At 44.6% G+C, this 26,725-nt stretch carries 24 protein-coding genes; 12 read left to right on the top strand and 12 right to left on the bottom strand.

The features are described 5' to 3' along the window. Nucleotides 1–94: 94 nt before the first annotated feature. The 6 genes from K2W90_00530 to K2W90_00505 all read right to left on the bottom strand — a co-directional run bounded on the left by K2W90_00530 (nt 95) and on the right by K2W90_00505 (nt 5,023). Complete coding sequence (locus K2W90_00530) at nt 95–814, bottom strand: polyphenol oxidase family protein (GenBank protein ID MBY0352832.1); 720 nt, start codon at nt 812–814, stop codon at nt 95–97. Nucleotides 815–981: 167 nt separating this feature from the next. Beyond that, nucleotides 982–1,722, bottom strand: coding sequence for a SufD family Fe-S cluster assembly protein (locus K2W90_00525; GenBank protein ID MBY0352831.1), 741 nt, complete (start codon nt 1,720–1,722; stop codon nt 982–984). Nucleotides 1,723–1,724: 2 nt separating this feature from the next. Continuing rightward, nucleotides 1,725–3,128 carry a Fe-S cluster assembly protein SufB gene (sufB, locus tag K2W90_00520; GenBank protein ID MBY0352830.1) on the bottom strand — a complete coding sequence of 468 codons (1,404 nt, stop codon included), beginning with the start codon at nt 3,126–3,128 and terminating at the stop codon, nt 1,725–1,727. A 114-nt stretch (nt 3,129–3,242) separates the two neighbouring features. Continuing rightward, a complete protein-coding gene (locus K2W90_00515; GenBank protein ID MBY0352829.1) occupies nt 3,243–3,728 on the bottom strand; it encodes a hypothetical protein in 486 nt (161 codons plus the stop codon). A gap of 99 nt (nt 3,729–3,827) precedes the next feature. Then, complete coding sequence (locus K2W90_00510; GenBank protein MBY0352828.1) at nt 3,828–4,511, bottom strand: hypothetical protein; 684 nt, start codon at nt 4,509–4,511, stop codon at nt 3,828–3,830. Continuing rightward, a complete protein-coding gene (locus K2W90_00505) occupies nt 4,511–5,023 on the bottom strand; it encodes a hypothetical protein (GenBank protein ID MBY0352827.1) in 513 nt (170 codons plus the stop codon). The genes K2W90_00510 and K2W90_00505 overlap by 1 nt, the downstream gene beginning before the upstream one ends. A 257-nt stretch (nt 5,024–5,280) precedes the next feature. Between K2W90_00505 and K2W90_00500 the strand changes: the two genes are divergently transcribed. From K2W90_00500 to K2W90_00490, 3 genes are all read left to right on the top strand, one after another. Then, nucleotides 5,281–5,955: a hypothetical protein gene (locus K2W90_00500; protein ID MBY0352826.1), complete on the top strand. Its 675-nt coding sequence runs from the start codon at nt 5,281–5,283 to the stop codon at nt 5,953–5,955. Between the two features lie 193 nt (nt 5,956–6,148). After that, nucleotides 6,149–9,877, top strand: coding sequence for a hypothetical protein (locus tag K2W90_00495; GenBank protein MBY0352825.1), 3,729 nt, complete (start codon nt 6,149–6,151; stop codon nt 9,875–9,877). A 175-nt stretch (nt 9,878–10,052) separates the two neighbouring features. Continuing rightward, complete coding sequence (locus K2W90_00490) at nt 10,053–13,799, top strand: hypothetical protein (GenBank protein MBY0352824.1); 3,747 nt, start codon at nt 10,053–10,055, stop codon at nt 13,797–13,799. A gap of 4 nt (nt 13,800–13,803) precedes the next feature. Here the strand turns inward: K2W90_00490 and mnmG are convergent, their stop codons facing one another. After that, nucleotides 13,804–15,645, bottom strand: a complete 1,842-nt coding sequence (gene mnmG / locus K2W90_00485; protein ID MBY0352823.1) for a tRNA uridine-5-carboxymethylaminomethyl(34) synthesis enzyme MnmG — start codon at nt 15,643–15,645, stop codon at nt 13,804–13,806. A gap of 357 nt (nt 15,646–16,002) precedes the next feature. Between mnmG and K2W90_00480 the strand changes: the two genes are divergently transcribed. From K2W90_00480 to K2W90_00460, 5 genes are all read left to right on the top strand, one after another. After that, entirely contained in the window at nt 16,003–17,481 is a 1,479-nt protein-coding gene (locus K2W90_00480; GenBank protein ID MBY0352822.1) for a hypothetical protein, read from the top strand. A 147-nt stretch (nt 17,482–17,628) separates the two neighbouring features. Next, on the top strand, nt 17,629–17,841 hold the full coding sequence (rpsU, locus tag K2W90_00475) for a 30S ribosomal protein S21 (GenBank protein ID MBY0352821.1): 213 nt from the start codon (nt 17,629–17,631) through the stop codon (nt 17,839–17,841). 41 nt (nt 17,842–17,882) lie between these two features. Beyond that, the gene (locus tag K2W90_00470) at nt 17,883–18,320 is read left to right on the top strand and encodes a ribosome-binding factor A (GenBank protein MBY0352820.1); all 438 of its coding nucleotides are present in this window, start codon (nt 17,883–17,885) and stop codon (nt 18,318–18,320) included. An 18-nt stretch (nt 18,321–18,338) separates the two neighbouring features. Beyond that, nucleotides 18,339–19,355 (top strand): KpsF/GutQ family sugar-phosphate isomerase, encoded by a 1,017-nt coding sequence (locus K2W90_00465; protein MBY0352819.1) that lies wholly within the window; start codon nt 18,339–18,341, stop codon nt 19,353–19,355. Next, nucleotides 19,352–20,158: an A24 family peptidase gene (locus K2W90_00460; GenBank protein MBY0352818.1), complete on the top strand. Its 807-nt coding sequence runs from the start codon at nt 19,352–19,354 to the stop codon at nt 20,156–20,158. The genes K2W90_00465 and K2W90_00460 overlap by 4 nt, the downstream gene beginning before the upstream one ends. A gap of 254 nt (nt 20,159–20,412) precedes the next feature. On the opposite strand, the gene K2W90_00455 is transcribed toward K2W90_00460, so the two are convergent. Then, the gene (locus K2W90_00455) at nt 20,413–20,895 is read right to left on the bottom strand and encodes a prepilin-type N-terminal cleavage/methylation domain-containing protein (GenBank protein ID MBY0352817.1); all 483 of its coding nucleotides are present in this window, start codon (nt 20,893–20,895) and stop codon (nt 20,413–20,415) included. 175 nt (nt 20,896–21,070) lie between these two features. On the opposite strand from K2W90_00455, the gene K2W90_00450 reads away from it, so the two are divergent. The 4 genes from K2W90_00450 (at nt 21,071) to K2W90_00435 (ending at nt 23,802) form a co-directional block, all read left to right on the top strand. Continuing rightward, nucleotides 21,071–21,505, top strand: coding sequence for a hypothetical protein (locus K2W90_00450; GenBank protein ID MBY0352816.1), 435 nt, complete (start codon nt 21,071–21,073; stop codon nt 21,503–21,505). A 4-nt stretch (nt 21,506–21,509) separates the two neighbouring features. Then, the gene (locus tag K2W90_00445; GenBank protein ID MBY0352815.1) at nt 21,510–22,061 is read left to right on the top strand and encodes a hypothetical protein; all 552 of its coding nucleotides are present in this window, start codon (nt 21,510–21,512) and stop codon (nt 22,059–22,061) included. Nucleotides 22,062–22,078: 17 nt separating this feature from the next. Continuing rightward, the gene (locus K2W90_00440; protein MBY0352814.1) at nt 22,079–22,624 is read left to right on the top strand and encodes a hypothetical protein; all 546 of its coding nucleotides are present in this window, start codon (nt 22,079–22,081) and stop codon (nt 22,622–22,624) included. Nucleotides 22,625–22,734: 110 nt separating this feature from the next. Beyond that, a complete protein-coding gene (locus K2W90_00435) occupies nt 22,735–23,802 on the top strand; it encodes a hypothetical protein (GenBank protein MBY0352813.1) in 1,068 nt (355 codons plus the stop codon). Here K2W90_00435 and sufC read toward each other — a convergent pair. The 4 genes from sufC to K2W90_00415 all read right to left on the bottom strand — a co-directional run bounded on the left by sufC (nt 23,790) and on the right by K2W90_00415 (nt 26,715). Beyond that, the gene (gene sufC / locus K2W90_00430; GenBank protein ID MBY0352812.1) at nt 23,790–24,533 is read right to left on the bottom strand and encodes a Fe-S cluster assembly ATPase SufC; all 744 of its coding nucleotides are present in this window, start codon (nt 24,531–24,533) and stop codon (nt 23,790–23,792) included. The two genes, K2W90_00435 and sufC, sit on opposite strands and share 13 nt — an antisense overlap. A 257-nt stretch (nt 24,534–24,790) precedes the next feature. Continuing rightward, nucleotides 24,791–25,042, bottom strand: coding sequence for a hypothetical protein (locus K2W90_00425; GenBank protein ID MBY0352811.1), 252 nt, complete (start codon nt 25,040–25,042; stop codon nt 24,791–24,793). A 353-nt stretch (nt 25,043–25,395) separates the two neighbouring features. After that, nucleotides 25,396–25,914 carry a glycine zipper 2TM domain-containing protein gene (locus K2W90_00420; protein MBY0352810.1) on the bottom strand — a complete coding sequence of 173 codons (519 nt, stop codon included), beginning with the start codon at nt 25,912–25,914 and terminating at the stop codon, nt 25,396–25,398. Nucleotides 25,915–25,935: 21 nt separating this feature from the next. After that, nucleotides 25,936–26,715, bottom strand: coding sequence for an SH3 domain-containing protein (locus K2W90_00415; GenBank protein ID MBY0352809.1), 780 nt, complete (start codon nt 26,713–26,715; stop codon nt 25,936–25,938). Nucleotides 26,716–26,725: the final 10 nt, after the last annotated feature.

The raw sequence follows: 26,725 nt of genomic DNA, 5'->3' as shown, positions 1-26,725 counted from the left end.
TCCTCAGGGAGAGCGGGAAAGAGAGCAAAAGTCTTAAAAATTTGGCATAAAAATACTGCTGTAGCTCCCCCGTTCGCCCTGAGGAGCCCTGAGTTTACGAAGGGCGTCTCGAAGGGAGCCACACAACAGAAACGTTCCTACCAGCCTGTGCCTTTTGGCGACGAAAAGAATGGAAACGATGGTCGCAAATGGTACAAATATGCTGAGAGGTATCAATATTTTCAGGCACGACGCCAGCTTGAACCAGCTGGAACTTGTTGCAGGCAGCTTGATCAAAAAAGAGCTTGCCCTCACGCTCAAGCAGTAACTCGTGCCCCGCAAAAGGCTCTAGGTACTGTCTAAAGTCAGGCTGTACTTGGTAGCAGCAGGTACGGGCCGAAGGGCCAAAGTAGACCTGCAACTGACTCGGCAGGCAGCCAAAAGCCTGCTGCATATGCTCAACCAGGTTGACCACAACGCCAGTTACCGTGCCGCGCCAACCGGCATGCGCAATGCCAACCACACCGCGGGCCACATCGCACAGTACCACCGGCATGCAGTCGGCGGTAAGCACCGCCAGCCCCACCCCAACCTGGTCGGTCAACAAATAATCACCGTCCTGCGGATAAAGTACAACCGGCTCGGGCAGCTGCGTGGTTGCGTTAATGCTCATGCCGTCAACACCGTGCACTTGCTTGAGCAGCACAATGTTACGCAGCGCATTTTTGCTACGCAATTTTTCACAAAAAAGGGGAAAGCCTGGAGATTGGTAATGCACGGGACACGTGTGCATATCACCAAAAAAGATAGAATAGTTTTGTTTTTTTATAATCATGGGATTCCCAGATCCCGCTTCGCCCGACCCGTTCGACAAGCTCAAGGCAAACGGGCTTCGCAGGAAACACCAAATTTGTAGCTATACTACTTGCCGTTCGCATCTCGAGTCCGTTCGTCCTGAGCTTGTCGAAGGATCAAAGGACGAGGGATCAGGGCCCTACAAAACTAACTCAAAAAAGACTCAATCAACATCTGGCGCGTTTGCTGCACATCAAGCCCACGGCTTTGCAAATAAAATAAATGCTCGTTATCAAGCCTACTCACCGCCGCTCCATGCTGACAGCGAACATCGTCAGCTTCAATTTCAAGCATGGGGATAGATACCGCACGCGCACCACGCGCAAGCAAAATATTTTTGTTCTCTTGCTCAGCATCGGTCCGCTGGGCATTTTTTTGAACTTTAATTAAGTTATGACAAATTAATTGCGACTGGTCATCCAACACCGTCTTAATAACTAAACTACTGGTAGCGTCGGGTGCTTGATGGTCTTGCAACGTTTTAAATTTGAATGTTTTTTTGCCAAAACCAAAACACAAACAACGGATTGTTGCACGCGCGCCCTGACCAACCAAACGAACGTTGATGGTGCGGTTTAGCACCGTTGCATCAACAACGAGCTGGCTACCATTCAACACATGTTCAATACCCTGCGTTGCTTTGAGCGTGTACGTAAGCGTTGCGTTGGTACCAACTAATAATTCAAGCGTAGTGTTAATCCAACCAAGTTCATGCAGATCATCGGTAACCTCAATTGAAGCTCCGTCGGGAATAAGCACCGTAAAAAGTCGTGGTGTTTCTGCTGGCACCGGTGGCGCCTGAACCTCGTCCAACTGATCTGAAAAAATCCACGAAAGGTTAACCGGGCCATTGCGCAGGGTTGCGGATTGTTTGATAATTTGTGTCATAGTTATCCCACACTGCCTTCCATTTCAAGCTCAATCAAGCGGTTCATTTCAACAGCAAACTCCATTGGCAGCGTTTTGACCAGCGGCTCAATAAAACCATTCACAATCAAATTGCGCGAAGCCGCATCATCAAGCCCGCGGCTCATCAAATAAAACAATTGATCTTCGCTAATTTTACTCACCGAAGCCTCATGGCCAATATCAACTTCTGGCTCACTAATTTCGATGTAGGGATACGTATCGGTTCGTGATGCAGAATCTAAAATAAGCGCGTCGCATTGCACAAACGATTTGCAGTTAGTCATGCCGGCTGGCACTTTTACCGCACCGCGATAACTGCAGCGACCGCCCTTGGTACTAATCGATTTTGAAATAATGCGCGAGCTGGTGTTAGGCGCTTCGTGTGAAATTTTACCACCAGAATCTTGAATTTGGTGGGGCGAGTTTGCCATAGCAATCGACAATATCTCTGCGCGCGCACCTTCTTCTTTCAAGATAACTGCTGGATATTTCATGGTAATGCCGCTACCCAAATTGCAGTCGATCCATTCCACAAACGCATCTTTGTACGCATACGCACGCTTGGTAACCAAGTTGTACACATTCTTTGACCAGTTTTGAATGGTGTAATACCGCACACGCGCGCCAGGTCTTGCCACAATTTCAACAACGGCCGAATGCAACGAGCTGGTAACGTAGGTTGGGGCGGTACAGCCCTCAACATAACTCACTATGGCACCTTCGTCGGCAATAATGAGCGTACGCTCAAACTGGCCCATTTTTTCTGCATTGATACGAAAATACGCCTGCAGCGGAACGGTGATATGAACACCTTTGGGCACATAAATAAAGCTACCGCCACTCCACACCGCCGTGTTGAGTGCCGCAAATTTGTTGTCATTAAACGGGATAATTTTGCCAAAATATTCTTTGAAAAGATCGGGATACTGCTTTAAACCAGAGTCGGTATCTAAGAATACAACGCCCTGGTCTACCCACTCTTGCTTAAGATTGTGATAGACCACTTCAGATTCGTACTGAGCGCCCAGGCCGGCCAAATGTTGGCGTTCGGCTTGTGGCACGCCCAAACGGTCGAATGTATTTTTGATATCATCGGGAACATCGTCCCAGGTACGTTCTTGCTTGCCAACCGGCTTAAGATAGTAATAAATATCGTCGATATTTAAGGCAGAAAGATCGGGGCCCCAACTTTGCATGGGCCGCTCTAAAAACTCCTGCAAAGCTTTAAGCCGCAGCTCAAGCATCCAGGCTGGCTCGTTTTTTTGAGCCGAAATGGTGCGAACAATCTCTTCGGTCAGGCCACGCTCAGACTTGTAAGAAAAGGCTTCCGGAACAAAGAAATCGCCGCGCTGCTCGCTAGAATTGGGAATGTGCTGCTCTGTCATAAACCACCTGGAACTGATACTAAAAACGTCTAGTTTCTCCAACGGTCAGTATAGCCCAAAAGGGGCAACAAATACAGCACATTCTTGGTTATTTAGTACTGGCTACGAAAAATCTTAATCAGAAAAACTGTCGTCGTCGAACGGACACTCATCAAACCTTTTGCCTTTGTACTGATGCAATGGCAACTCGTCACTTGTTCGAACATCTGAGAAAACTCTTACTTTTTTAGGGCGAGCCTTACCCAACAGAGAACGCAAATAGATAAAAACTAAGTTATCAACAGAATGCTCTTTGAGCGAAAGAAATTGGGCAAAATGCTGCGCAGTTTCCTGCTCAACCTTTTCTCTGTCCAAATACGGATGAATTACCGGCAACCCCGCCATTACCGCAGCGGTAAGCGTGTGATAATTTTTACCATTTGTTTTCAAGTCTTCAAGCGCTTGGCACATAGCAGCCCAAAGCCCATCACTCTCCTCAGGAGTAATATTCAATTTTTTGTAAGCAGTAGTAAGAAATTTTGGCCGAGGAGCTGAAGAAGCCGCAAACGCAGAACCAGAAAGGCAAAAAGATAAAACCAAGCACTTCATGATGCAATTCATGAGAATCATTCCTTTAAAAAAAAACAAACCACACTGACCTATTTTTCAAGGCAATAGTGTGGCTGTTTTTTTTCGATTTGTCTAAGCTTTATGAGTAAATTATTGAAAACCTGCGATATCAAAAAGGTCTCCCATCGACCAACTTCTGTGCGACGGGGTTGTGTAGAGACGTACAATATCTGGATCTGCTTCACTAAAAAATCTCTCATCGTCATCATCGCTCAGCTCTTGGCGTATTACATCTTCGCTATCATCACCACAAGCTGTAGCACCAAAGCGTGTTTTTTCATAACTAGTGCCAGTGTAGGCTTTGAACTCCCAGCGGGTGCGCTGACGTTGTGGGCGGGCATCTCGAACATACGCTTTGTCGCGCAGCACTTGGCCATGCAAAGCTTCCAAACGCGCACATAAAATTTCAACCACCATATTTTTGCATGTCACCAACGACCTTGCTTCCAGCAATCGCTCAGCATGGCGCGTTATGGCACGCGTTAATTTTTTTCTTTTTTCATGGTTCAAACTTTTAGTAAACGTCAGCCCGCTCATCACCGCTCCACACACCATTTCAACGGTTAAGTCACCCGCTTCGGCTATCTCTTCCAACGTTTTCACGGCACCCTGCACCTGCTGAATATGTTTGGTAATATCTGCACCGTTAATACCCAGCTTTTTGTACGCATCATGCACCACCTGGTATCCGTCGGCATGCAATGACATTGCACAAAACGCTATCAAACTTACCAACCCTACAAAACCTAACGCTCTTTTTATAACATTATTCATTACTCGTCCCCCTCAATGGTCAGCTGAGCAAATTTATTGCGTAACACAAGTTCAAAATCTTGTGCATCTCCAGGACCATCATCGTCGCCATCGCTATCGTCCAAGCACCATGCAACAACGTCTTGTGATCGTTTTATTTCTTCCCGGTTTTCTGTACAAAAATCGATAATAGTCTTAAAAATAACTGCTTTGAGCGATCTGAATGTGACAGCCCCACTAGGCGTGCCTGGCTGATGTAAATACTCGATAAGAACGGGTGCAAAGTCGGGAACTTCTGGGAATGGAATACCAGCATGAATAGTGCTTACAGCACTCGCCACCAGCGCATGCTGATCTAATTTGATATTTATTTTTCCCATGAACTTGTTAATAGTTCCGAGCAAAACATTACGCTGAGTTTTTGAAATGTCACATTTTTTGTAGGCACTGCGCAACCGTGTTTGCCACGAAACAGCGCACGCATTTGTTGGAGTTATTGCACACAATACAAGAAATACAAATAGCTTTCTCATGCTTACCCTTCTCCTCCCAAACGTGATATTTCAAACTCCTACTCGAAGCGCGCCGGCGCTCCATGCTCTTGCGCATAGTTTGCCAGCTTAGAACAAGTAATTCAAGAAATAAGAAACTTCCAAAATAAACCCTTCAGTCTGAGATTTTTGGCAAAATTTTTCTCAAGACTGGCAATTCAAAAAGAAAGTATTTAGCATCATTTTTAATGTCATTTTTTTGCTCTGGTTGTGTTATGAATAGGTAGAAAGGGTTTGTGATGAAGAAAAAGTTTTTTAAGATTTTATTGGTTGGGTTATTTTTTGCGGTAGGGAATGGGTACGGGGCGGCAGGGACAACATTTGACTCAGAGGTAGCTATCATTAACACTTTAAGACAACCACATACGCCAGAAAAGTTAGCAAACATAGACCAAGCCGGAAATACCTATTTGACAACAGACATACCACCCAAAAAGGTCCTTGGCGTACCGGTACCTCTTACAGGAAAAACAGCCGCAGAAAAACAATTGGCTTTTCAAACCCTTCTCTCTGATGAACGCGAACGGCTCAGAGAGTTTGACAAGAATATGGAACCTCAGTCAGTGATCAACAGAACTAATCTCTTTATGAATCTTGACAAAACTCTACAGTTGCGAGGATTAGCCGGCGAAGCATTTTCTGAGAAATTTAGCTTTCAGAAGGATACCAAGAAGTATAGTGTGCCTTTTATAACTTTTGTAACAAACTTACATACATTCTTTACTAACTTTCCTACTGCACACGGCAAACCCTATGCAGAAAAAGACTATAAAATCCTCATAGCAGAAACATTAGATAAACTAACCGCAAAATCAACCCCAGCAACCCCCCTCGACCAACTCACCGCCAGCCTCACCGCCCTCAAAACAAAATTGGCAACGTTGGCAACGGCCTTGAACGGCTTGCCACACTAAGTTCTTACCATCTCAAAATTTGGTTGGGAGCAGCTGCAAGATAGCAGTTGCTCCCAACTTCTTCAGACAAAAAACTCAGCACTTAAGCCCTTCCTCCCCTCTTTTCTCAATTTTCTTCAAATCCCCACCCCCCTTCAACTAGCTTTAAAAAAAGTAATTTTTTGTGCCGTTAAAAAAATGCGGGAGATAAAGAATGAATGGTATTAAATTTGTGCGCTGTTTGGTGATGGCGATTGCCTGCTTTTTTGGCGTGGCGCAGGGGGCGGCAAGTGACAAAGATTGGGACCCTTTTTTTAAAGCTCTTGCAACAGATACCTTCAGTGACAAAAACACCTACGGCGGCGGCTTCTTTTCTTCAGGAACAACTTATTCAAACGATTTTTCAACATCTTCCAAAAATGATTTACAGAACTTTCTGCAATCACTTATCGAAAAGCTCACAATAAAGCCGCGAGGAATACTTAATGTTCAGAATAGAGCCGATCTGACTTGGCAACAAATTAGCAACTTAGTCACAGTTCTGTCTGATGCAACAATCACTCAAAAATTCAGAAACGCTACACCAAACATCAGTATTCTAGAAAAAAAAACATACGCGATCAGCCTATTTCTTCAAGCACTCGTCAATGTTTTTCTGAGTGCACTGAAAGACAATGCTGTTAAACTAAAAACAGAGCATATTAGAGAAGCGCTCATGCCCAAAGTTTTGACAGAACTTAAAAATTTAGCCTCCGCATCAACACCGCCTTCATCACCGATCACCACACCGCCTTCTTCACCCTTGCCGACCCCGCCATCTGATAGCAATTCAAATGATGATAATACATCTTCTTCTCCACTTTCAACACCACCAACTTCTGATGATGAATCTAGCAAGCAAAGTACTACGGAAACATCCGAAGCATCAAGCGATTCAGATAGTTCTGAAAGTTCGAACAGCTCTGGCGATGATGAACCTGAAAGCGAAGAAAAAACTCAAAGCGAAGAAGAAAAAGAAGAAACACCGCTAACCACACCAACTCCACCGCCACCAGCAGAACCAACCGTTGAAGAAATTTTTGAAGGCTACAATGCCAACCCTGCCACCGCAATTAACACAATCGCAGATGAACTCAAAAAAGAAAAGATAGAAAATAAAGATAATTTTGAAGAAGCCGTTAGTCAGTTTTTAGCAGCGAATGCCAGTACTGGATTTATTCCACCACAAGACCTTTTTAAAAATAAAATGAATACTTTTAGAGAAGATCTTACAACGCACAAACAATTTGCCACGATGAATTCAAACGATTTCCAAGAAGCTCTCAATGTCTTTTTAAATCTTCAAAAACTTACAAAACTACGACAATACTATCCAGCACTCAAACAAAAAGTAACCGTTACAACTGGCATCGGAACATCGAAAGTGACAACTGAAATTCCAAAGCTCTCGCAATGGATTAAGCAGTTGAAGGAAGCGTTGAGTCAACAAGCCTACTCATCCCGCAATAACACCATCACCAGAGCACTTGGCGTAACCGTCACACCAACACCAGAAAGCACTGAAAAGAAAAAGAAAAAAGCCGCAGCAAAAAAAATTCAAAAAGCTTTTCGAGCAAGGCAAACTCGCAAAAAATCAGAAAAACTAAAGGCAAAAAAAGCAGCAACTGAAGCAGCCACTGAAGCTAAAACCGCCCGCGAAGAAGCCACTCAACTTCAAGAAGAAGCCACTCAACTTCAAACAGTAGCAAAAACCAGCCAACAAGCTGCCGATGCCGCCGCTGCCACGATTGCACCTCTGCAAGAAGATTTAGAAGCAAGGAAAACAGCCCTCGACCAAGCAAAAGCAAAATTTACAGAAAAAGAAACCGCTCTCGCCAAAGCTCAAACAGCTTTGAATGAAGCAAAAGACAAAGTTACAGCGGCAGAGAATGATCTTGCAAACCCACCAACCGGAGCTCCAGTTTCACCACCAGTTATTGTCGGCGGCACGCCACTCAAGCAACTCGAACAAAGCCTTACCACCTTAAAATCAAAACTTGCGCACCTTGGCCAAGCACTACACAGCTTGCAAACGGGCGTTCCAATGCCTGCCAAAGCTGCAACTGCTGTAGACAATAAAAAAGCATTGCAAGATGCAGTTACTGCTGCTAAAGCGGCACAAACGTTAGCTCAAGCAGCAGTAGATACTGCAACACAAGAAAGAGATGATGCTCAAACGGCGCAACAAACAGCACAAGCTGCCTTTGGTGCTGCACAGGCGGCGTTGAACAGCGCAACAACCGCAAGTGCTGCAGCCGCTCAAAAAGCTACAGAGGACAAAACTGCTGCAGATACTGCCCAAGCTGAAGCAACAAAATTAAAACAAGCAGCTGAAGAAGCAAAAGCTGCACACAAAAAATTAAAGAAGCCAAAGAAAACCGTTACCGGCACTTCGGGAGACGGTGCTGGCGCGAGTGTGCCACCGACACCAAGCACGCCACCAACTACTCATAAAAAGAAGAAAAAGAAACATCAATTAGCTAAAACACCTTCTCTAACAAAACTTCCAAAGCCAACAACACCAGGAAAATCTCTTGAAGAAGGCGAGGAATCAACATCACCAGCTTTCGATTTTAAAGCAAAAGCAACAAAAACTAAACAAGAAATAGCAAGAAGATTGTCTAAGGCACAAAAGTTGCTTGCGCAAGCCAAAAATTTTTCTGACGTTCAAGATAACGATCAAGTTAAAACGTCAATTGCTGCAGCAGAAAAAGCTATTCAGACAGCAGAAAGCACCAAAACAAATCGCTTGGCCCTTGCAGGCGAGGCGCGTCGTAAAGCAACCGAGGCAAAGAATACGGCAGAGCATGCGCAAGCCGCACACGAAAAACAACCCGGAGCAGCAACGACTATTCAAAAAACTTTTCGCGGTTTCTTAACACGAAAACAACTTGCAGCTAAAAAAGCAGCGAGTGAAAAATTAGCAAGCGCACAAGCAACACTTGAGCAAGCAAAATTAATCGAAGGACTTGAAAGCAATCCAAACGTCCCAGGCACTATTGAAGCAGCAAAACTTGCAATTGAAACAGCAACCGATGCAACATCTGCCGATGCACAAAGCTTTTTGGAAGAAGCCACAAAGGCTGAAGAAGCAGCTAAGCACGCTCTTGAATTTGCCAAAGCAACTAAAAAAGAGGCCGATGAAGAAGCGGCAGAAAAAGCGGCACTGGCGGCTCAAGGACAAACAAAACTAGAGATACCAACATCAGATTTAGAAAAACTTGTTGGGCCAACGAAAGGGCGCGCAAGAATAAAATCAACAACAAGAAGACCTCCTTCAAGAAGAGCACAAAAACCAGGCCAACAAGCTACAAAAACTTCAGAACAAGAAAAGCAAGCAATTACTAATGAAGCGCAATCAGTTGTTACTCAAATAAACGCAATTTCAGACGGCGCCAATACAACTCTTGAAATTCAGGAGCTGCTCACACAAGCAAAGCAAAAACTTGCTGCATTGCAGGCAGATGATGACGTAACTGGCAAGCAGGCTCTTTTGAATGAAATAAAGCCTATTCTTGCGCATGCAAAAATAGCTGCAGATAATGAGCACGCAAGAAAAGAACAAGCAGCAAAAATAGCAGAAAAAAACAAAGCCGCTGCTGAAGAATTACCAAAAATAGTTACTGCAGCACAAACACACCTTGAAGCCATGAAAACAATGAAAAGAACTTTTCCGAAACCACTTACAAAGTTTAGCCCAGCAGGGAAAATAGTCTTGCCAGCAATAGACACCGCACAAAGTTTATATGAAAAACTAGAACTCACTCAAAATAATCCAAAAGATTCAGCTGCTCTTAAAGGTCCAGTAGCACAAAAGAGGGCACTTACTGATCTTAAAAAAGAATATGACAAAGTTGTAAGCGAATTCACAAAAGCTGGTGGTACTCCGCCAGATTTATCCTAAGATATAAAAAAGACATTTTTTTAAAAAATTTAACACAACAGAAATATTAAGGCTCTGGTAACCCAGAGCCTTTTCCCATTTTTTACCGTTTCCTTGCACACCCCCCCACCACTTCAATTACCTTAAAAAAAGTAGTGTAAAAATAGCCGTTAGGAAAAAAAGCGGGAGATTGAGAATGAATGTTACCAAATTTGTGCGCTGTTTTTTGATAATCGCTCTGTTTGTTGCAGGAATAGCACAGAGTGCTGAAGACTCACCAACAACACAATCAGGCCGTTTGCGCGGCAGCAGGCGCGCAGCAATGATCCCAACAAGACAAGCTTGGGAAAACGAAGACTCAGAAAGCGATGCCGACGAAGGGCCAAAGCAAGCCACCAAAAAACGATTCGCAAAAAAAGCTGACCGCACCGTTGAACAACCACAAACCAAACATCGTAAAAACCAAGGCAAACGAAAAAAGAAGCAAGCACAACGCGCTGCCAAAAAGCACAAAAAACAGGCAGCACGCCAAGCAAAAAAAGCTGAAGATGTTGAAACACCAAAAACCCAAACAGCACAGCAAGTAACCGCTGAGGATGAAGAAGAAAGCGACGAAACTGAAGAGATAACCAATAAATCTGCCAGCACAAAAGAAGCAGAACCAGAAGATGAAGCAGATGGACAAAAAATAAAGAAGTCGCTACGCAAGCAAGAAAAACGCGCGTTGAAAAACAAGAAAGAATCTAAAAAAGTCCACCTTAAGCATGGAAAACTCAAACATAAAAAACTTGCCCATGGAAAAAAAGGCAAACTAAAAAAAAGCGACAAGCACAAAAAACATGAAAAAAAACGCGGCAAGAAACACAAAGCTCATGATAAAAAAGCTCAAGCTGCGGCAGATGCAGCGGCGCAAGCAAAGCTAGACGCTGAAAATGCAGCTCAAGCTGCTGCTGAAAAAGCAGCCCAAGACGCTAAAAACGCTGCAGCAAAAGCTGCTCAAGAAGCAGAAGCTCGCGAACAAGAAGCAGCTGCTCAAGCCGAACAAAAACGAGTAGAAGCTGAACGGCTGAAAACTGAAGCTGCTGCCGCTGAAGCTAAAAAAGCCAAAGAAGAAGCCGACCGCGCAGCCAAAGCAGCTGCCGACAAAGCCGCTGCAGAACAAGAAGCTATCAGACACGAAGCAGCAACAACCTTGGAAGGCGCAAAAAGCACGCTTGCGCAGGCACAAGCAATTGAAGACCTTGAAAGCAATGCAGAAGTTCAAGACGACTTGAACAGCGCACAAACCATGATTGAAGAAGCTGAATCACTTGAAGAAGACGACGACGCACAAGACTTTTTAGACAAAGCACAGGAAGCAAAAGTTGCTGCACAAAGCGCCTTAGAAACTGCCACACAAATTGCCGCTGATCAAAAGGCAGAGCAAGAAGAGCAAGAAGAAGAAGAGCGCCGTCAAGAAGAAGAACGCCAACAGCTGGAAGAACAAGAGCGCGAAGATAGAGAAAACGCTGCAACAACTATTCAAGCGGCATTTCGCAAACGCCAAGAGCGCCAAAAACAACACGCGCTTGAAAATATTAACGATGCGCAAGTAATATTAAACCAAGCAAAAGCAGTTATCGAAAAAGATGAAGATAGCACAGCAGCAATTGCCGAAGCACAAAAGGCTCTAGATCAGGCAGGTGTTGCTACACTCAAACCGGCAGACGCTCTCTCCAAATCACGCGTGGCAATTTTACGCGCTCAAAAAGCTTTGAATGAAGCAAACGGCGCCCAAAAATCTGCTGAGGTAGAAGCTGAACGCCGACAAAAAGCAGCAGAAGCTGCAGCTCTTTTGGCAGAACAACAACGCAAAGATGCTGAAAACATAGCGAAGGCAGAACAAGAAGCTGCTGCTAAAAAACTAGCTGCAGAAAAGGCAGAAAAAGCGAAAGCAGCAGCAGAAGCAGCACAAAAGACAAAAGATGCTGAGGCAATACAGCAAGCAAATGTACAACTCAATAGCGCACGCAGCACATTGGCACAAGCAAAAGCATTTACCGGTCTTGAAGCTAACACAGCGGTGCAAGAAGCGCTTACCTCAACACAAAAAATTATTGACGCGGCTGCAGCATCACAAACAACACTCCCTGCATTCCGCTACTCAATGGCAACCTACAACGCAATGACGGCTGCCAAGACTGCACTAGAAACAGCACGCAAAGCATATGAAAAAGCTGAAGCTGAAGAAAAAGCTGCACAAGAAGAACAACGTAAAAAAGATGAAGAAGCATTATTAGCGGCCGAAGCTGCCGCTGCGCAAGCCGCTCACGAAGAAAAAGCATCTGCAGCACTCAAAGCAGTATTTGCTAAACGCCAAGAACGCCAAAAACAACACGCACGCGAAAATATTGCAGACGCCGAAGTTCTCTACAAGCAAGCACAAGCCGTTAAAGAAGTAAACGAAGAGAGTAGAAGCGCCATATCACAAGCACTCACTGATCTTGATGCTGCTCGTGCAGTACAAGACGAACCGGCACGCTACTTGTCACGCTCGCGAACAGCACTATTAAGCGCACAAAAAGCATTGAATGTTGCAAATAGCGCTCAACGAGCCGCGCAAGAAGAAGCTGAACGTAAACAACGCGATGCCGCCCAAAAAGCAGCCATGGCAGAACAAAAGAAAAAAGAGGCTGAGGCGCGTGAAAAAGCAGCTATTGAAGAAGCTGCTAAAAAAGCAGCCCAAGAAGCGTTAGAAAAAGCTAAAGCTGCCGCCGAGCAAGCGCAACGCGCAAACAATGAACAATTACGCACGTACGGCTTAAAAAAAATTGATGGCGCAAAAACTATACTTGCCCAAGCAAAAGCATTTACTGGCCTTGATGCTGATACAACGGTTCAAAACGCACTCAACCAAGCACAACAAGCTATTGACGCTGCTGTAGCCGCAGACACAGCTAATTTTGGCAAGCCAGATTACGTTTTAAGATTTGGTACCGCCACACAAAAGGCTGAAAGAAGTGCCAAAGACGCGCTAGCAACAGCACGCGAAGCATATGAAAAAGCTGAGGCGGCACAACGAGCAACACAAGAAGCACAACAGAAAAAAGATGAAGAAGAACGTTTAGCAGCACAAGCTGCAGCCGATGCAGCTGCCAACGCTGAGCAAACAAAAACACCAGAAGAAGTTGCTGGAACACACGTAAAAACACCAACAGGCGTTACGCGCGTTGGCGGAGCAAAAGGCAGAAAACTTCCAACAAGAAAGCCTCGCAAAGGCAAAGATAGCAAGACGCCAGAAAAAGAAGCAGACGAAACTAGGCAGCAGGCAGAAACTGCTTTCAATGAATTTACCCAAGTAAAAAATGACTTTGATTCGTATCTTAATGGCTTGTCGCAAAAACTTAGCAAGCATGAATCAGCAGAAAAAACCGTTCATAATTCTTATGCACGCGCATCAAAGAAATTTGATAAATTAAAGAAATCTTCCAACACCGACAAAAACAAAAAGTATCTCAACGATATTCAAGAATCTTTGCACGTGGCAAAAAATGCTATTCAACAAGCTAAAAAGCCAGTCTTTGGCGGACAAAGCATGTTTGGAGGCGGCAAACCAGGTAAAATTCAGCTTCCTGGCATGGGTAGCACGAGCGGCTTAAAACCAGCACAACGACCAGCAGACAAGCCAGCAGCTTCTAGCAGCGAAACACCAGAAAACGTTATTGAAAATTTGAGTACCTTTATTAACGATATAAAACTACCAAGCAATGAGACACTCAACGAAATAGCAAGCAGCATACAACACCGCAGAAATCTTTTCTTTAAGATACGCGAACTGGAAGATGCAGAAAACATGCAGCAGTGGGCAACTAAGTTTAAGGAATGGAATAACACTAACCAAAAGTTTAAACGCCCACAAGCCGACAGCTTTTTAAATCTTATTGACGAGATGGCAGGAAAGTAAAAATCTAACCCTTGCGCACGCTAAAGATCAGCAGCGAAATGGCTGCAGGCGTTATGCCCGGAATCAGCTGAGCTTGCGCAATGTTTTTAGGTTGATAGCGCACTAACTTTTCTTGCATCTCGGCATTAAGGCCGGAAATTTTGCGAAAATCTAACGCGGTAGGAATCTCGAGGCCCTGGTAACGCAGGGCCTTTTCTACTTCTAGCTCTTCTTTGCGCAAGTACCCTTCATAACGAATTTCGGCATGCACGCCCAACAAGGCGCGGCTTGAAAGAGCAGCACTTGGTATCTCTTTTTCTTGCAACGCGTACTCGAGCAATGCACGCGCGTGCGCCTGCGCGGCATCAGTAAACTCAACAACCTGAAATGCTTTGAACAGCTGACTGGTGCTGCCCGCACCACGAATTAAACTCACACTTTTTTTAATAACATCGCGTTCTGCTTGGAAGCGCGCAAAGAGTTCATTATCAATTAAACCAAGCTTGTGAGCATACGGCATGATGCGCAAAAAGACATTGTCTTGACGCAGCAACAAGCGGCGCTCGGCGCGCGAGGTAAACATGCGATACGGCTCATCAACGCCCAGCGTTACCATATCGTCAATCATAACGCCGATATAACTTTCGTGCCGATTCAAAATAAATGGCGGCTGACCAGTGCGGCGCAAATGCGCATTAATGCCGGCAATAATTCCTTGCCCTGCCGCTTCTTCGTAGCCGGTGGTGCCATTGAGCTGGCCTGCAAGAAATAACCCCTCAACCGTTTTGGCTTCCAACGCGTGCGTTAAATTGTTTGGTTGAATAAAGTCATATTCAATTGCGTAGCCACATTTGCTAATGACCGCGTTTTCAAAACCTTCCATGCTGCGAATGTACGCTTCTTGCACATCAAGCGGAAGCGATGTTGAAAGGCCGGCGGGATAGATTTCGTCAACCTCTTTGCTTTCTGGTTCAACAAAAACGTGATGCGTATTTTTGTCAGGGAAGCGCCCAATTTTGTCTTCAATTGATGGGCAATAGCGCGGACCGCGACCTTTAATGTTGCCAGAATACATGGCAGAAAGATGTAAGTTGTCGCGAATGTGCTGATGTGTAGTTTCATTGGTTTGCGCAATGTAGCACGGCATTTGGTCAACTACTTCTTCGTGCTCAAACTGATAAAGATAATCTAATTTTTGCGGCGGCTGCTCTTCAAGCTTTGAAAAATCAATGCTCGCACGTTCAATGCGCGGCGGCGTGCCGGTTTTTAAACGACCAACCTTTACGCCCATCGCGTGTGCAATAGATTCTGAAAGACCGTACGATGCTGCTTCACCACGTCTGCCCGCTTTGTAACGCGTAAGACCAATGTGCACCAGCCCGCTCATGAACGTACCGGTGGTTACCACCACGCATGGCGCTGTTAATTCAGTACCATCTGCTGCGCGCACGCCAGTGATGCGACGTTTGCCGTCAACATCTTCGGTCATAATTTCTTGCGCCATAATTGAAACGATGGTTAAATTTTTTACCTGTGAAAGCATTTCTTTTGCGGCACGACTGTAAGCATATTTGTCGATTTGTAAACGCAAGCCTTGCACGGCCGGCCCTTTACTGGTGTTGAGCATGCGCGCTTGCAAATACGTTTTTGATGCAAGTTGTGGCATGAGCCCGCCAAGCGCACTGACTTCGTACACGATGTGCCCTTTGCCCAAACCGCCAATTGAAGGGTTGCACGGCATGGTTGCAATTTTGTTTGCATCAAGCGTGACGAGTGCTGTTTTAGAACCCATTTTTGCAGCAGCGTACGCGGCTTCAACACCGGCGTGGCCACCACCAATAACTATTACATCAAACTGTGTGTTCATATGCTTTTATCTTTTTTGTTCCCGCTAAAACCCTTCGTCCTTCGACAAGCTCAGGACATACGGGAGCTCGGGGTGCCCAGGATTTAAAACAATCAATTCAACAATATTATTCGGCCGTTCGCCCTCTCCGCCCGCCCTGAGCTTGTCGAAGGGTCGAAGGATCTTGAACGGCCCGCACCAAGCATACAGTGCGAAACATTAATCCTACACTATTTTTCTTCTTTTTTTAAGCAAATGAATGCGCATTACAGCCTGTCACGAACAACATTCGTTGACTCCTTGACGCTTGAATATAATTAGTGCTATAACACAGAAGTATTTTCTCAAAACCCTGACCAGAACGAAAAAAGGATGTTCATGAACCTGCCAAATCAAAAAAAATCACCTTTTCTCATCGTACTCATTGGTTCCATTATTTTTATAAATCAATACTGCCTGTCACTACCAATGCTCAACGTGCAAGATCCAGCAATCATTCACACAATCATGGGCACCGATAAATATTATAAAGAACGTAAAAATGGCGAACTCAACCTGCACATTTCTCCGTTTTACCAACACACCGCCAGCGCCAGCCAAGCAGGCAGCGGCAACAAAACGGGCAATCGCAACAAAGTAGCCACTGGCAACATGTTGGGCCGCTGGAACATGTTTGCACTATTTTACAATGACGCGCGACCAACGGGTGTCACTACCCCCACGCTCCAAGCAGCACGTGTTGTTGTTAACGGATTGACGGGCCAAAATTCGGGCTACGCCAATAGCACGATATCAACACCTCCTACCGTTCTTTTCAAAAATTTTACACTTGAACAAAATTTCGATCTTGAAAACGGCCAAATTGACGAAATTGGCACCTACAATGAAGTCCACATTGAGTACGAAAAACTTGGCCTGCGCGGCCGCTTTGGGTATGACTTTGCCTTTGGTCTTGGCATTGCCATTAAGGCAGGCGTTGCTGCCTACAAGCAAGTACCTGCGTTTGCTCTCGATTCAATTATTGATGACACACTTAAAAATACTCCACCACCAACCGAAAGTGGCGCCAGCCCCGTTATAACAATTGACCAAACCTTTGCCAAAGACTTATTCGACAAGCTTTTATCAAAAAGCAGCATGCTCTTGATTGCCAAAGAACTGGGCTTAAATTTGTGCGAACAACGCCGCACAGAGCCTGAAGATATGCACGTAAGCGTCTATTGGACAGCACCAATAAAAATTAAGGGCGCTGACGACAACATATTTACCGTTGCGCCACATATTTCAGTTGGCGTATGGTTGCCGTTTGGCCAAGAAATTGATGCCAACCAACCATTTACCATTTCTACCGGTAACGATGGTTTTACCGGCGGCACCGTTGAAGCAACCATTTCATGTGATTTTCCTGAAATGATGCAAGTCAGTTTTGGCGGCGGCGTAGCCTTTTACGGCTCTAAAGAGCTCACGGGCCAGCGCGTGCCAACCAGCATCTACCAAGTTGGTATTATTCCCTGGACCACCACCATCAACCGCAAACCAGGGGCTGTGTGGTATGTTAATGCTTCGCTCAAAGCCGACAACTTTGTAAAAGATTTCTCTTTTTACTGCGACTACGTTTATACCGAGCACGCGCGTGACAGTATTAGAGTTATAGAAGCTAATGCAACCCGTAAAGCCAAGTTCTTGCCTGGCGAGCTTGAAAAGCGCTCGGCCTGGAAAATTCAAAATTTCAACGCCAGCCTGGAATATGCCATGAACCAATATTGCTCTCTTGGCGTGGGGGTTCAGGGCACCATTGAAGGCGTTAGAACCTATCGCCCTACCACCTTGCTTGGTTCATTTATTGCCAGGTTCTAATGGCAATACCCGCTCCACGTCACCTCATTGCCCAATTAATTGAATCGGGACTTTAGATTGACAAACTGATGAAAATCACGTAAAATTGAGGGTAGAATTCAAAAAGTTTAACCCTCTTCTTTAATTGAAAGGCGGCGTTAGAGACGTATGGCAAAAAAAACGTTTAACATCGAAATTCAGGTTCAAGGTAATCTTGAAAAAAGTCTTAAACAGCTCAAAAAGAAAATTGAACGCGAAGGCGTTGTGCGTGATATGAAGCGCCAAGTGTACTTTGAGCCAACCACGCAAAAAAAGCGTAAACGCCTCATGCGTGCCATTAAGAACGGCATCCTGAAAAATATTGAATTACTGAGCTCCTAGTCTCTTAGCACGCTTTTTTAGCGAATATTGAGTAGCTGTCTGTGAATGAACGAAAACCAAACGAGCGTAAAAAAGAACAAAAAAAATCTTTCTTACTTCGTGAAATCTCTACCTTAGTCCACGCACTTGGCCGAGAAGAGCCAGACGTTGCCGCAGTCTTTATAACCAGAGTTGAGCTTTCAGCCGACAATGGTATCTGCTATATTTACTTTGCTGCTTACCCAGACCCAAAAGTAGAAGATTTTAAAGCAGCTGCACAGGCAATGTTCAATAAAGCTCTTGACCGGCTTAAATTGTATAAGCCATCAATGCGTACCGCTCTTGCCAAAGTTATGCACGGCAAATATACGCCGAGCTTAATTTTCTTGTTTGATGAAAAGCAAGAAAAGGTACTCAAGATTAACGAGCTTCTTGATAAGGTTCAGACTTCTTTGGACGATTACGACGAACAACATCCAGAAGAGCAGGAACAAGCGTAACCAATAACTGGAGATAGGATGCTGAGCGAACAGGCAGCAAGCCCTCGCACATCAACACCCCTTAATCCTTCGCTCATTGAGCACGAACTGGTCCGCGTCTTGACAGCAGAAGCAACCAGTATTCAGTTTCTTTTACGTCATCTGCCAGCAACGGCAATTCAATTAGTGCAGCGCATTGCACACGTTTCAGGAAAAGTTATTTTCTCGGGAAGTGGTAAGTCTGGCTTGGTTGGCCAAAAACTAGCGTCAACCTTTGCAAGCTTAGGAACTCCCGCTTTTTTTTTGCACCCCAACGATGCTTTGCACGGCGACTTGGGCATGATTCAACCCAACGATCTTTTTATCGCCCTTTCTAAAAGCGGCACCGGCGTTGAACTTGAACATATCTTTAGGTTTTTGCACAGCAACAACCTGCCCGCAACATTGTGGTGTTGCGATCTTGGCGTACTCAGCCGCAAGGCAGATTTGGTAGTACAGCTACCATTTGACCAAGAAGCTTGCCATATGGGCCTGGCACCCTCGAGCAGCTCAACACTCATGCTAGCCTTTGGCGATGCCGTAGCAATTGCGGTAAGCAAATGCAAAAATTTTGGTAAGCACGACTTTGCACGCGTGCACCCTGCTGGCGCGCTGGGTAAAAAATTGCTCCTCACTGTTCAGGCGCTCATGTACTCAGAAAGTGCACTGCCGTTAATTAAGCCCGATGATTCATTTCAAGATCTCTTGCTCACCATCACCGCAAAAAAATTGGGCGTTGGTATTGTGGTTGATGGAGCACAAAAACTTTTGGGCATTATTACCGATGGCGACTTGCGACGCGCCTGCAAACAAGGCCCTGCGGTATTTGAACAAACAGCGTTGGCAATTATGACTATGAACCCCAAAACCATTTCTTCCAGCCAACCAGCACAAGATGCGCTGATGATTATGGAAGACAGCAACATTACCTCACTGGTAGTTGTTGATGACAACAAAGTATGCGGGCTGGTACATGTGCACGATTTAATTAAAGCTGGGCTCAAGGGAGCAACATGACCACGCTATTTTTTCTTACCCTGTGGGTTTTAGCATCCCTGGCGTGGGGCTCTTTTTTATGCGCCAGTGCTTATCGTATCGCTTGTGATAAAAAATTTTTACGCCGCCGCTCACACTGCCCAACTTGCGATCATGTTATTGAGTGGTATGCCAATCTTCCGGTCATTTCTTGGCTTGTGTTGCGCGGTAAGTGCTTGCACTGTCCGGCTTCAATTTCATATGTTTATCCATTTATCGAGTTACTTTCTGGCGTTGTGTTCACGGGCCTACTTATACACATTTCTCAACTGACGCAAACCTGGCCCGTGCTCGCACTTGAAACACACCAAATTTCTGAACTGATTATTTATGGCATCTTTTTTTCTTGTTTACTATTTTCTAGCGCTACTGATCTGTTTGCCATGGTTATTCCACAGGCGGTAACCCTGTGGCTCATTCCTGTTGGCGTTGCACTTGCGTACAGCAATCTGCTTACCATTTCTGGCGCCCAAAGTATTGTTGGCGCTGTAGCGGGCTATGGCTGCTTGTGGCTGACTGCCACTATTTTTAGAGCGGTTAAGAAAAAAGAAGGTATGGGCGTAGGAGACATGGAACTACTTGGTTTTATTGGCGCTTTTTTGGGACCGCTTGCTGTGTGGGTTGCGCTCATGGTTGGCTCGTTTGCCGGTATTATTTTTGGCAACTTCTATCTTGTGTTGGCTCACAAAAATCGCGCAACACGCATTCCGTTTGGCCCTTTTTTGTCTTTGGGCGCTATTATTTTTTATTTCTTTAAAGAGCCGTTGGTACGCTTGTTTTTTTAGTGCCGTTCAAATCCTTCGACAAGCTCAGGACGAACGGCGAAGAAATGAACAATTCGAAATGAAGATGGTAATCACTTTTTTAGCCTCACAAAACAAAATGAAGCTCAAGAAACAAAATGCCATTAACGCATTCCCCGTTCGCCCTGACTCTTCGGCAAAGCTCAGAGCTAAAGGCTCTTCCCGCCTGCCCTGAGGAAGAACTCGCAGAGTTCTGTCTCGAAGAGTCGAAGGGTTTAAACGAACGGACAAAAAAATCAAACCCCATTCTGCACATGACTAATCTTGCGTGACTCATCAATCTGCCACACATCAACATTATTTTTGCCGCGCAAATCTGCTGCTGCTTTGGCAACAAAGCCGGTCTGGTCGGCATACGTTTGCCCCAAACTGTCACGCGATGCACACAGCTTGCCGGTAAAATAATGAACGCCTTCCTGCGCGCCAGGAACATTAAAACCGTACGTATAATAAAAGTTTTCATCAGCACCGCCACCACGATAACCTTCTGGCTTCCAACCTAGTCCCTGATCACCGTTGAGTACCGAAGTATACTTACCGTTTTCTGCAAAATAAGCCTGCTGGGCCGTGTGCAGCGATGCCAAAATCATGCCGGCTTCTGCCTGGCGAGCACGCAACTGATATTGAAAATATTGTGGCACGGCAATGCCTGCCAAAAAGGCCATAATGGCCATGACTATCATCAGTTCAATTAACGTAAACGCTTTTTGTGATTTCACTAATTTCTCCTTTTTTTTGGCACGATTACCTACCACCGCGCTAGTTTTGCATGGCGCTTGAACATGATGCAACACTTTTTATTTTTCTGACCAAAAGTAGAAATATCTTTGAATTTTTTTGGTTATGAATTATTGTACAGTACACATAAACCATCAAACGAAACGTGAGTAAAACATGAAAAAATATTATGCTCTTATAATGATAATTTTATTGAATAGCAGAGCATTTTCAAACGAGCCAGCACCACAAACTAACACATCGGCCTGCGAGCACATTGTGGGTACACTCCAAACCATTTCTGACGAAATTATTGCCTCGGCACAAGTTTTTATGCCGTACAAAAAAAACCCGGAACCAGAAAACGAAGCGCTGCTCGCAGAATCAATTGTGCAATCGTGCATCACCAGCTTTGATATGAATTATTATCAGTTTACGCGGCCGCTCAAAATGGTTAGCGCTGAAGACAAAGTTAAACTGAGTGAAGTGACAGACCGCGCAAAACAAGAATTAGCACAACAAAAAATTGTTACGCCGCAACAAGCGGTTGAGATGGTTAAAATTTTTACTGAGCATATTATTACCTCATTTAACACCATTTTAAGGAGATAACAGCATGAAGAAATTTCTTTTCTTTGCGTTTACCGTTGCTCTGAGTACGTGTGCTTTTGAAACACGTTTGCATGCAGCTGCAGACGCGAGGCCTTTTCAATCTTTTGACGCAGAGCTTTTGGTACTCAGTGAGCTCCAAATAAATCGCCAAGAAATTAACCTAGAAACAGCGCCAAACATTTTGTTTCGCCTCGACCAGGCGATACACAAAGCAATAAACGTTCACGCTCGTAATTTGTGCAGCAAACTAGATCGCTATGACGATATTTTTGAAAAAGTCATACTACCGGCAAGTAAATTTCAAGATCATCTGCATGTAAGAACTGATGCTTATCCACAACCTTGCCAAGTAGACCTGATTTATTTTTATATTTTTGCTCAGTATTTTCCTGAAAAGGCGCAAAGATTTATTGCTTACAAAAACAATTTACGCAAAAAACTTCAAGCCCAGGGAAAAGATTGCGAATCAAAAGATGCTGCTCTGGACCTGATTCAACGCTGGACACTCGATATTCGCGATAGCATGAGAAAAATTTTCAATGAAGACGCAGACTAATTTTTGAAAGGGCACCAATGCAAAAAATAACTTTAGTATGGGCTTTGCTGGGTGCCCTTTTTTGTACCCAGCACATTTACTCAGCCGCAGGCACCGAGCTTGTGCCAACAGAACAACTGGAAAAAATGTCTCCAGAAGATGCATGCATCACCATCTTTGCGCTTGTCCAAAACTTTCTTGACGATATTGTTCACACAACACAAGAAAAAACAGCTGAAGTTAACTTGCTTTTTAACCAGGCGATTACTCATATTGAAGAACCTAGACACAATACGCCAGAGCTAGTTGCCACTTCACAAGAAAACGCCGCACAGGTAAAACTGCAAGCTTTGGAAGTCTTTGAAGAGTTAGGAAACATTATGATGGCGCACGAAAACCTTAAAGTGCTCTTGGTTCTTGAAAAATGGCAACAAGAAGCCTTGGTCAACCTTGTTCACACACACGCACTGCAATTAAACACGCTTGAGCCAACAACGCCCAACGATGCCTGCACGGCTATTGAAACAACCTGTACGGCCATTATTGAAAGCATACAAAGTATCTTAGGCATTCAAGCTGGCTGAGTTTTTTTCAAAATCATCGCCAAATATTGCAAATAAAGAAGCGCCCCTGCTAAGATCTAGAAAACTGGTTGGGGAATCTTTATAATTTTTGCTTTGCCGAGGATTTTATTATGCTGAAAAAAAAAGTACTATTATTTCTGTTTATTTTTTCTCATCTTGAACCCATTCATGGCGCATCGTCATCGTCAACATCAACACCTCGAACCCCGCGCATATCACCACGCAAAGAAGCTCTTCTGAGTGAAATAACGCCTGAAAACATTTTAGAAAAGACCTATGAATATCTACAACTTATTTTATTTAGCTCGAACAATAAAATGGACCTTGCTGGCAAATTTGCAGCGGGAAAAAACAGCCCACGAAGAGAAGGTGATATAAAATCAAGCCCCCGCGGTCTAGAAAATTTTAAAAACTTAGTAGAACCTAGCTTAAAACCAATAAAAAGCCTTATTGCTGGCCTGCTCAATCAAGAAGCACCTGAGTATGTTTTAATAAGAAACTTAAATACTATCCAAGCTTCTCAAAGCGCAACAAAATATTTTTTCAGACGGTTTTATGTTACAAGTCACCTGCGAAAAGTTCTTATCGATGTATTTAAAGATAAAGTTACACCGGACAGCTTAGAGGTCCTTATCAATAACATATGCAGCGGCCAAGCACAACTTTTACTTGGACATCTTTTCATTTATTTTTTACAACACCACGTCAATAGTGCTCATGCAAGCGACTCGTACCTTGAAACGCTTCAAAATACCAAAACAAGTAATCAACGCTTGTTAAATGACTGTGCAAAACTTTTTGGTCTACAACGAACAAAAATAACGGAAGAATCGTCGCCAAAACAAGCATCATCACCAAAGCTGAGCAAAAGCAAATCAGAGGGAACACTGCTCACTATATTTGATGGCGATTTTGATGATTCCGATTCTGATAGTGATTCAGACGAAGATGATACTCCACTCCCACCAACCACACAAGAGCCACGCAGCTTAAGAACACAACGGTTGAGTTTCTTGGGAACAAGATCGCGAAGATTAGACTCATTGGTTGAGCCAGGCAGCCCAAGTATCGCCGGAAGTCCGAACGAATTGGCACAAGAGTTGCGAACTCAATTAAATCTTCACAAACACTCGCTCTTTAGTAGCAGCGACGATGATCAAACTGATCACTCATCATAACCGTGCGCTTCAAGTTGGTCTGCCAACGTTGCATCGCCAGACTTAACAATTTGGCCATTGCGCAACACATGCACCACATCGGGCGTTAGATACTGCAAAATACGCTGATAATGCGTGATCATTAAAATAGCCATGTCGGGGTTGTCGTGCTTAACGGCGCGCAGCCCCTCACAAACAACTTTTAATGCGTCGATATCCAAACCGGAATCAATCTCGTCAAGAATGGCAATCTTTGGCTGCAAGACGGCCAACTGCAAAATTTCTGCTCGTTTCTTTTCACCGCCAGAAAAACCAACATTTATGAAACGGTCAATAAAAGCTGGATCCATTTTTAACAACGCCACTTTGCTCAACAAAAGCGCATGAAAGTCGCGAATGCGCAGTTGCTTTTCAGTACCATCGTACAAGGCATTGTACGCTTGACGCAAAAAATCTTTATACACAACGCCGTCAATTTCATACGGATGTTGCATGGCCAAAAACATTCCCTGCTTGGCGCGCTTGTCGGGCGACAAATCGTTAAGCTCGTTGCCTGCCAACGTTATTGAGCCTGCTTTAACGGCATAGCGCGGGTGGCCCATGAGCGTGAAGGCCAAAGAACTTTTGCCCGAGCCGTTGGGGCCCATAATTGCATGAACCTGGCCTGGCTTAATAGCAAGCTGGATACCGTTTAAGATGGTTTTATCTTCTACGGCAGCATGGAGATTGTTAATGGTCAGCACATTATTCATAATGGATACTCAAAATCTTTTTATTATTACTTTTAGTCTAGCTATCTCTTCGCTCATCCCGCCCCTCGATACGCCCTACGGGCACTCGGGGTGAGCGAACTAGATCGCCCGCTCATCCCGAGTGTTTTTGAGCAAAGCGAAAAAATATATCGAGGGAAGACATTCATTTTAAACGAAAAAAGAAGCTCCAGCAAGTTCTACCAGCTTGCCAGAGCCTCTTTCATTTGTGGGAAGAAAAATTTATACGTTATTGTCTGTTATTTTTTATTAGCTTTTGGTTTGTCATCGCCTTGGGCATTGCCAATAACACCGCCAAGCACACCGCCAGAAACAGCACCAATAGCAGCTCCAGTACCGCCACCAGCAGCTCCGCCAATCAAAGCTCCACTACCAGCGCCAATAGCAACACCAGCTAGAGTTTTTTCTTCTTTGGTGCAGCTTGCAAGGAAAAGGCCAAGGCCCAAAATTCCTACGTACAATGCGAGTCTGGCAACAAGAATACGTTTCATAACGATCTCCTTTTTCTATAATTTCTAAAATAATTACACTTTTCATATTGAATAATTCAATATTTCATGATTGTAATTATATTCTAATATAAAATAATAAAAAAAGTAAAGAGAGAAGCGATAGCAACAAAAAAAGGCCCTTGTTCAGGGCCTTTTTGAAATTTGTTTTACGCTTAAAAATATTACGCTTCGAGACGCTCGTCTACGCCCTACCCTTCGACAAGCTCAGGGCGAACGGGCTACGACGAAAAACAAAAAATTCTAAACAAATACGCTCTACACTACTACCAAATACCCTATGTTTCGTCCGTTCGCCCTGAGCTTGTCGAAGGGTAAAAGGACGAACGAGTAATTTACCGGTAACTCAATATCACGCGGTCCGGGCAGTACGGGCAATAGCGATAACGCGAATGGGCCTCAAACGTGCCAGCACACCGCTTACAGCACTTTTCACGGACCAGGCGATCACCACAATCTGGACAACGCTGTGCATCGCACAAGGTAACTCTGATGCAGCAGTTAGCACACCAGTTTTTTACTTGGCATCGTAAACGCTCGTTTTCAAGACGCATGCGGGTAAGCCGTGCTTCTTGCAAACGCTGTTCCTGAATAACTATGCGACGCTCAAGCTTGTCATCTTCTTCTTGCTTGTCGGCTGATTTACCCACTTCGCGGCCCAGCATATTACCAAGAGCGGCGCCAACAAGAGTACCAACGCCCTTGCTGCGTCCCCCAGAAACAGCATTACCAACTACAGCGCCAGAAACGGCGCCAAGAGCCCCACCAGAAGCTTCGTGCTTGCCACAACCGGCCAAAACTACAATCAGCCCTAACAAAAGAAAACGTTGAATGATGATCATTATTTTATTCATAAGCCCCCCATGGCTATCACGCTAAATTTTTTCGAATAACTCTTTACGTACCCAGCCTATTTTTTTGCCTACTTTCACTTTATAAAAGTCTTGTGTCTGCTTTTCTATCAGCCCTTCTTGACCTTCATACAGCTGCCCAAGCACTCGATAACTTTGGTCTGGTCCAGACAAAAGCTCCGCTTTTGAAACAATAACCATACCGTACGTATACCAATTCATGCTGTATTTTAGGGCCAAAGCACCACCAGCACCTGCCAGCAGCAAGTACAAGGCAACCACCACCGGACGCAGCCGTAGGCGATAAAAGTACCGTGCGTATACAAAAAGCATAACCCATATAAGCAAAAAGAACAACTGGAGCCACAAAAGCGACAATGAACGGACCAGCGAAGTCAGAGGATTTTTTAGGCTGGCCACCACTGCTTTAACACGGACAAGACCGGGCGATTCTTCATCTTTTTCGGGCATGCGCTTGCCCAACTGGTTTTTTACCAGGTTTATATTACTGATTAGCTCTTCGCGGTTAAAGATGCCCCAATCTTTTTCGGCCCGGCGCCAGAGCAGCAAGGCCTGCCCCAAATTGCCCATTTTATACGAGCAGTTGCCCATGTTATACAGCACCGCTGCACTTTTGTTGGGAATTTGTTCATACAGCTTAAACGCAGCATCAAAATTTTTATTTTTATACTGCTCGTTAGCTTGCAAAAATTGCTCATGATAATGCGGCGTACCGCCCAGAGCATGCCCACCAACAAGCATAATCGCCACACAACTCATTAACCACAATTGCGTAAATCTCATCGCCCAATCC

This window comes from Candidatus Babeliales bacterium (assembly GCA_019749895.1).
Lineage (GTDB): Bacteria > Babelota > Babeliae > Babelales > RVW-14 > AaIE-18.
This window is presented reverse-complemented; position numbering and strand designations above follow the sequence as displayed.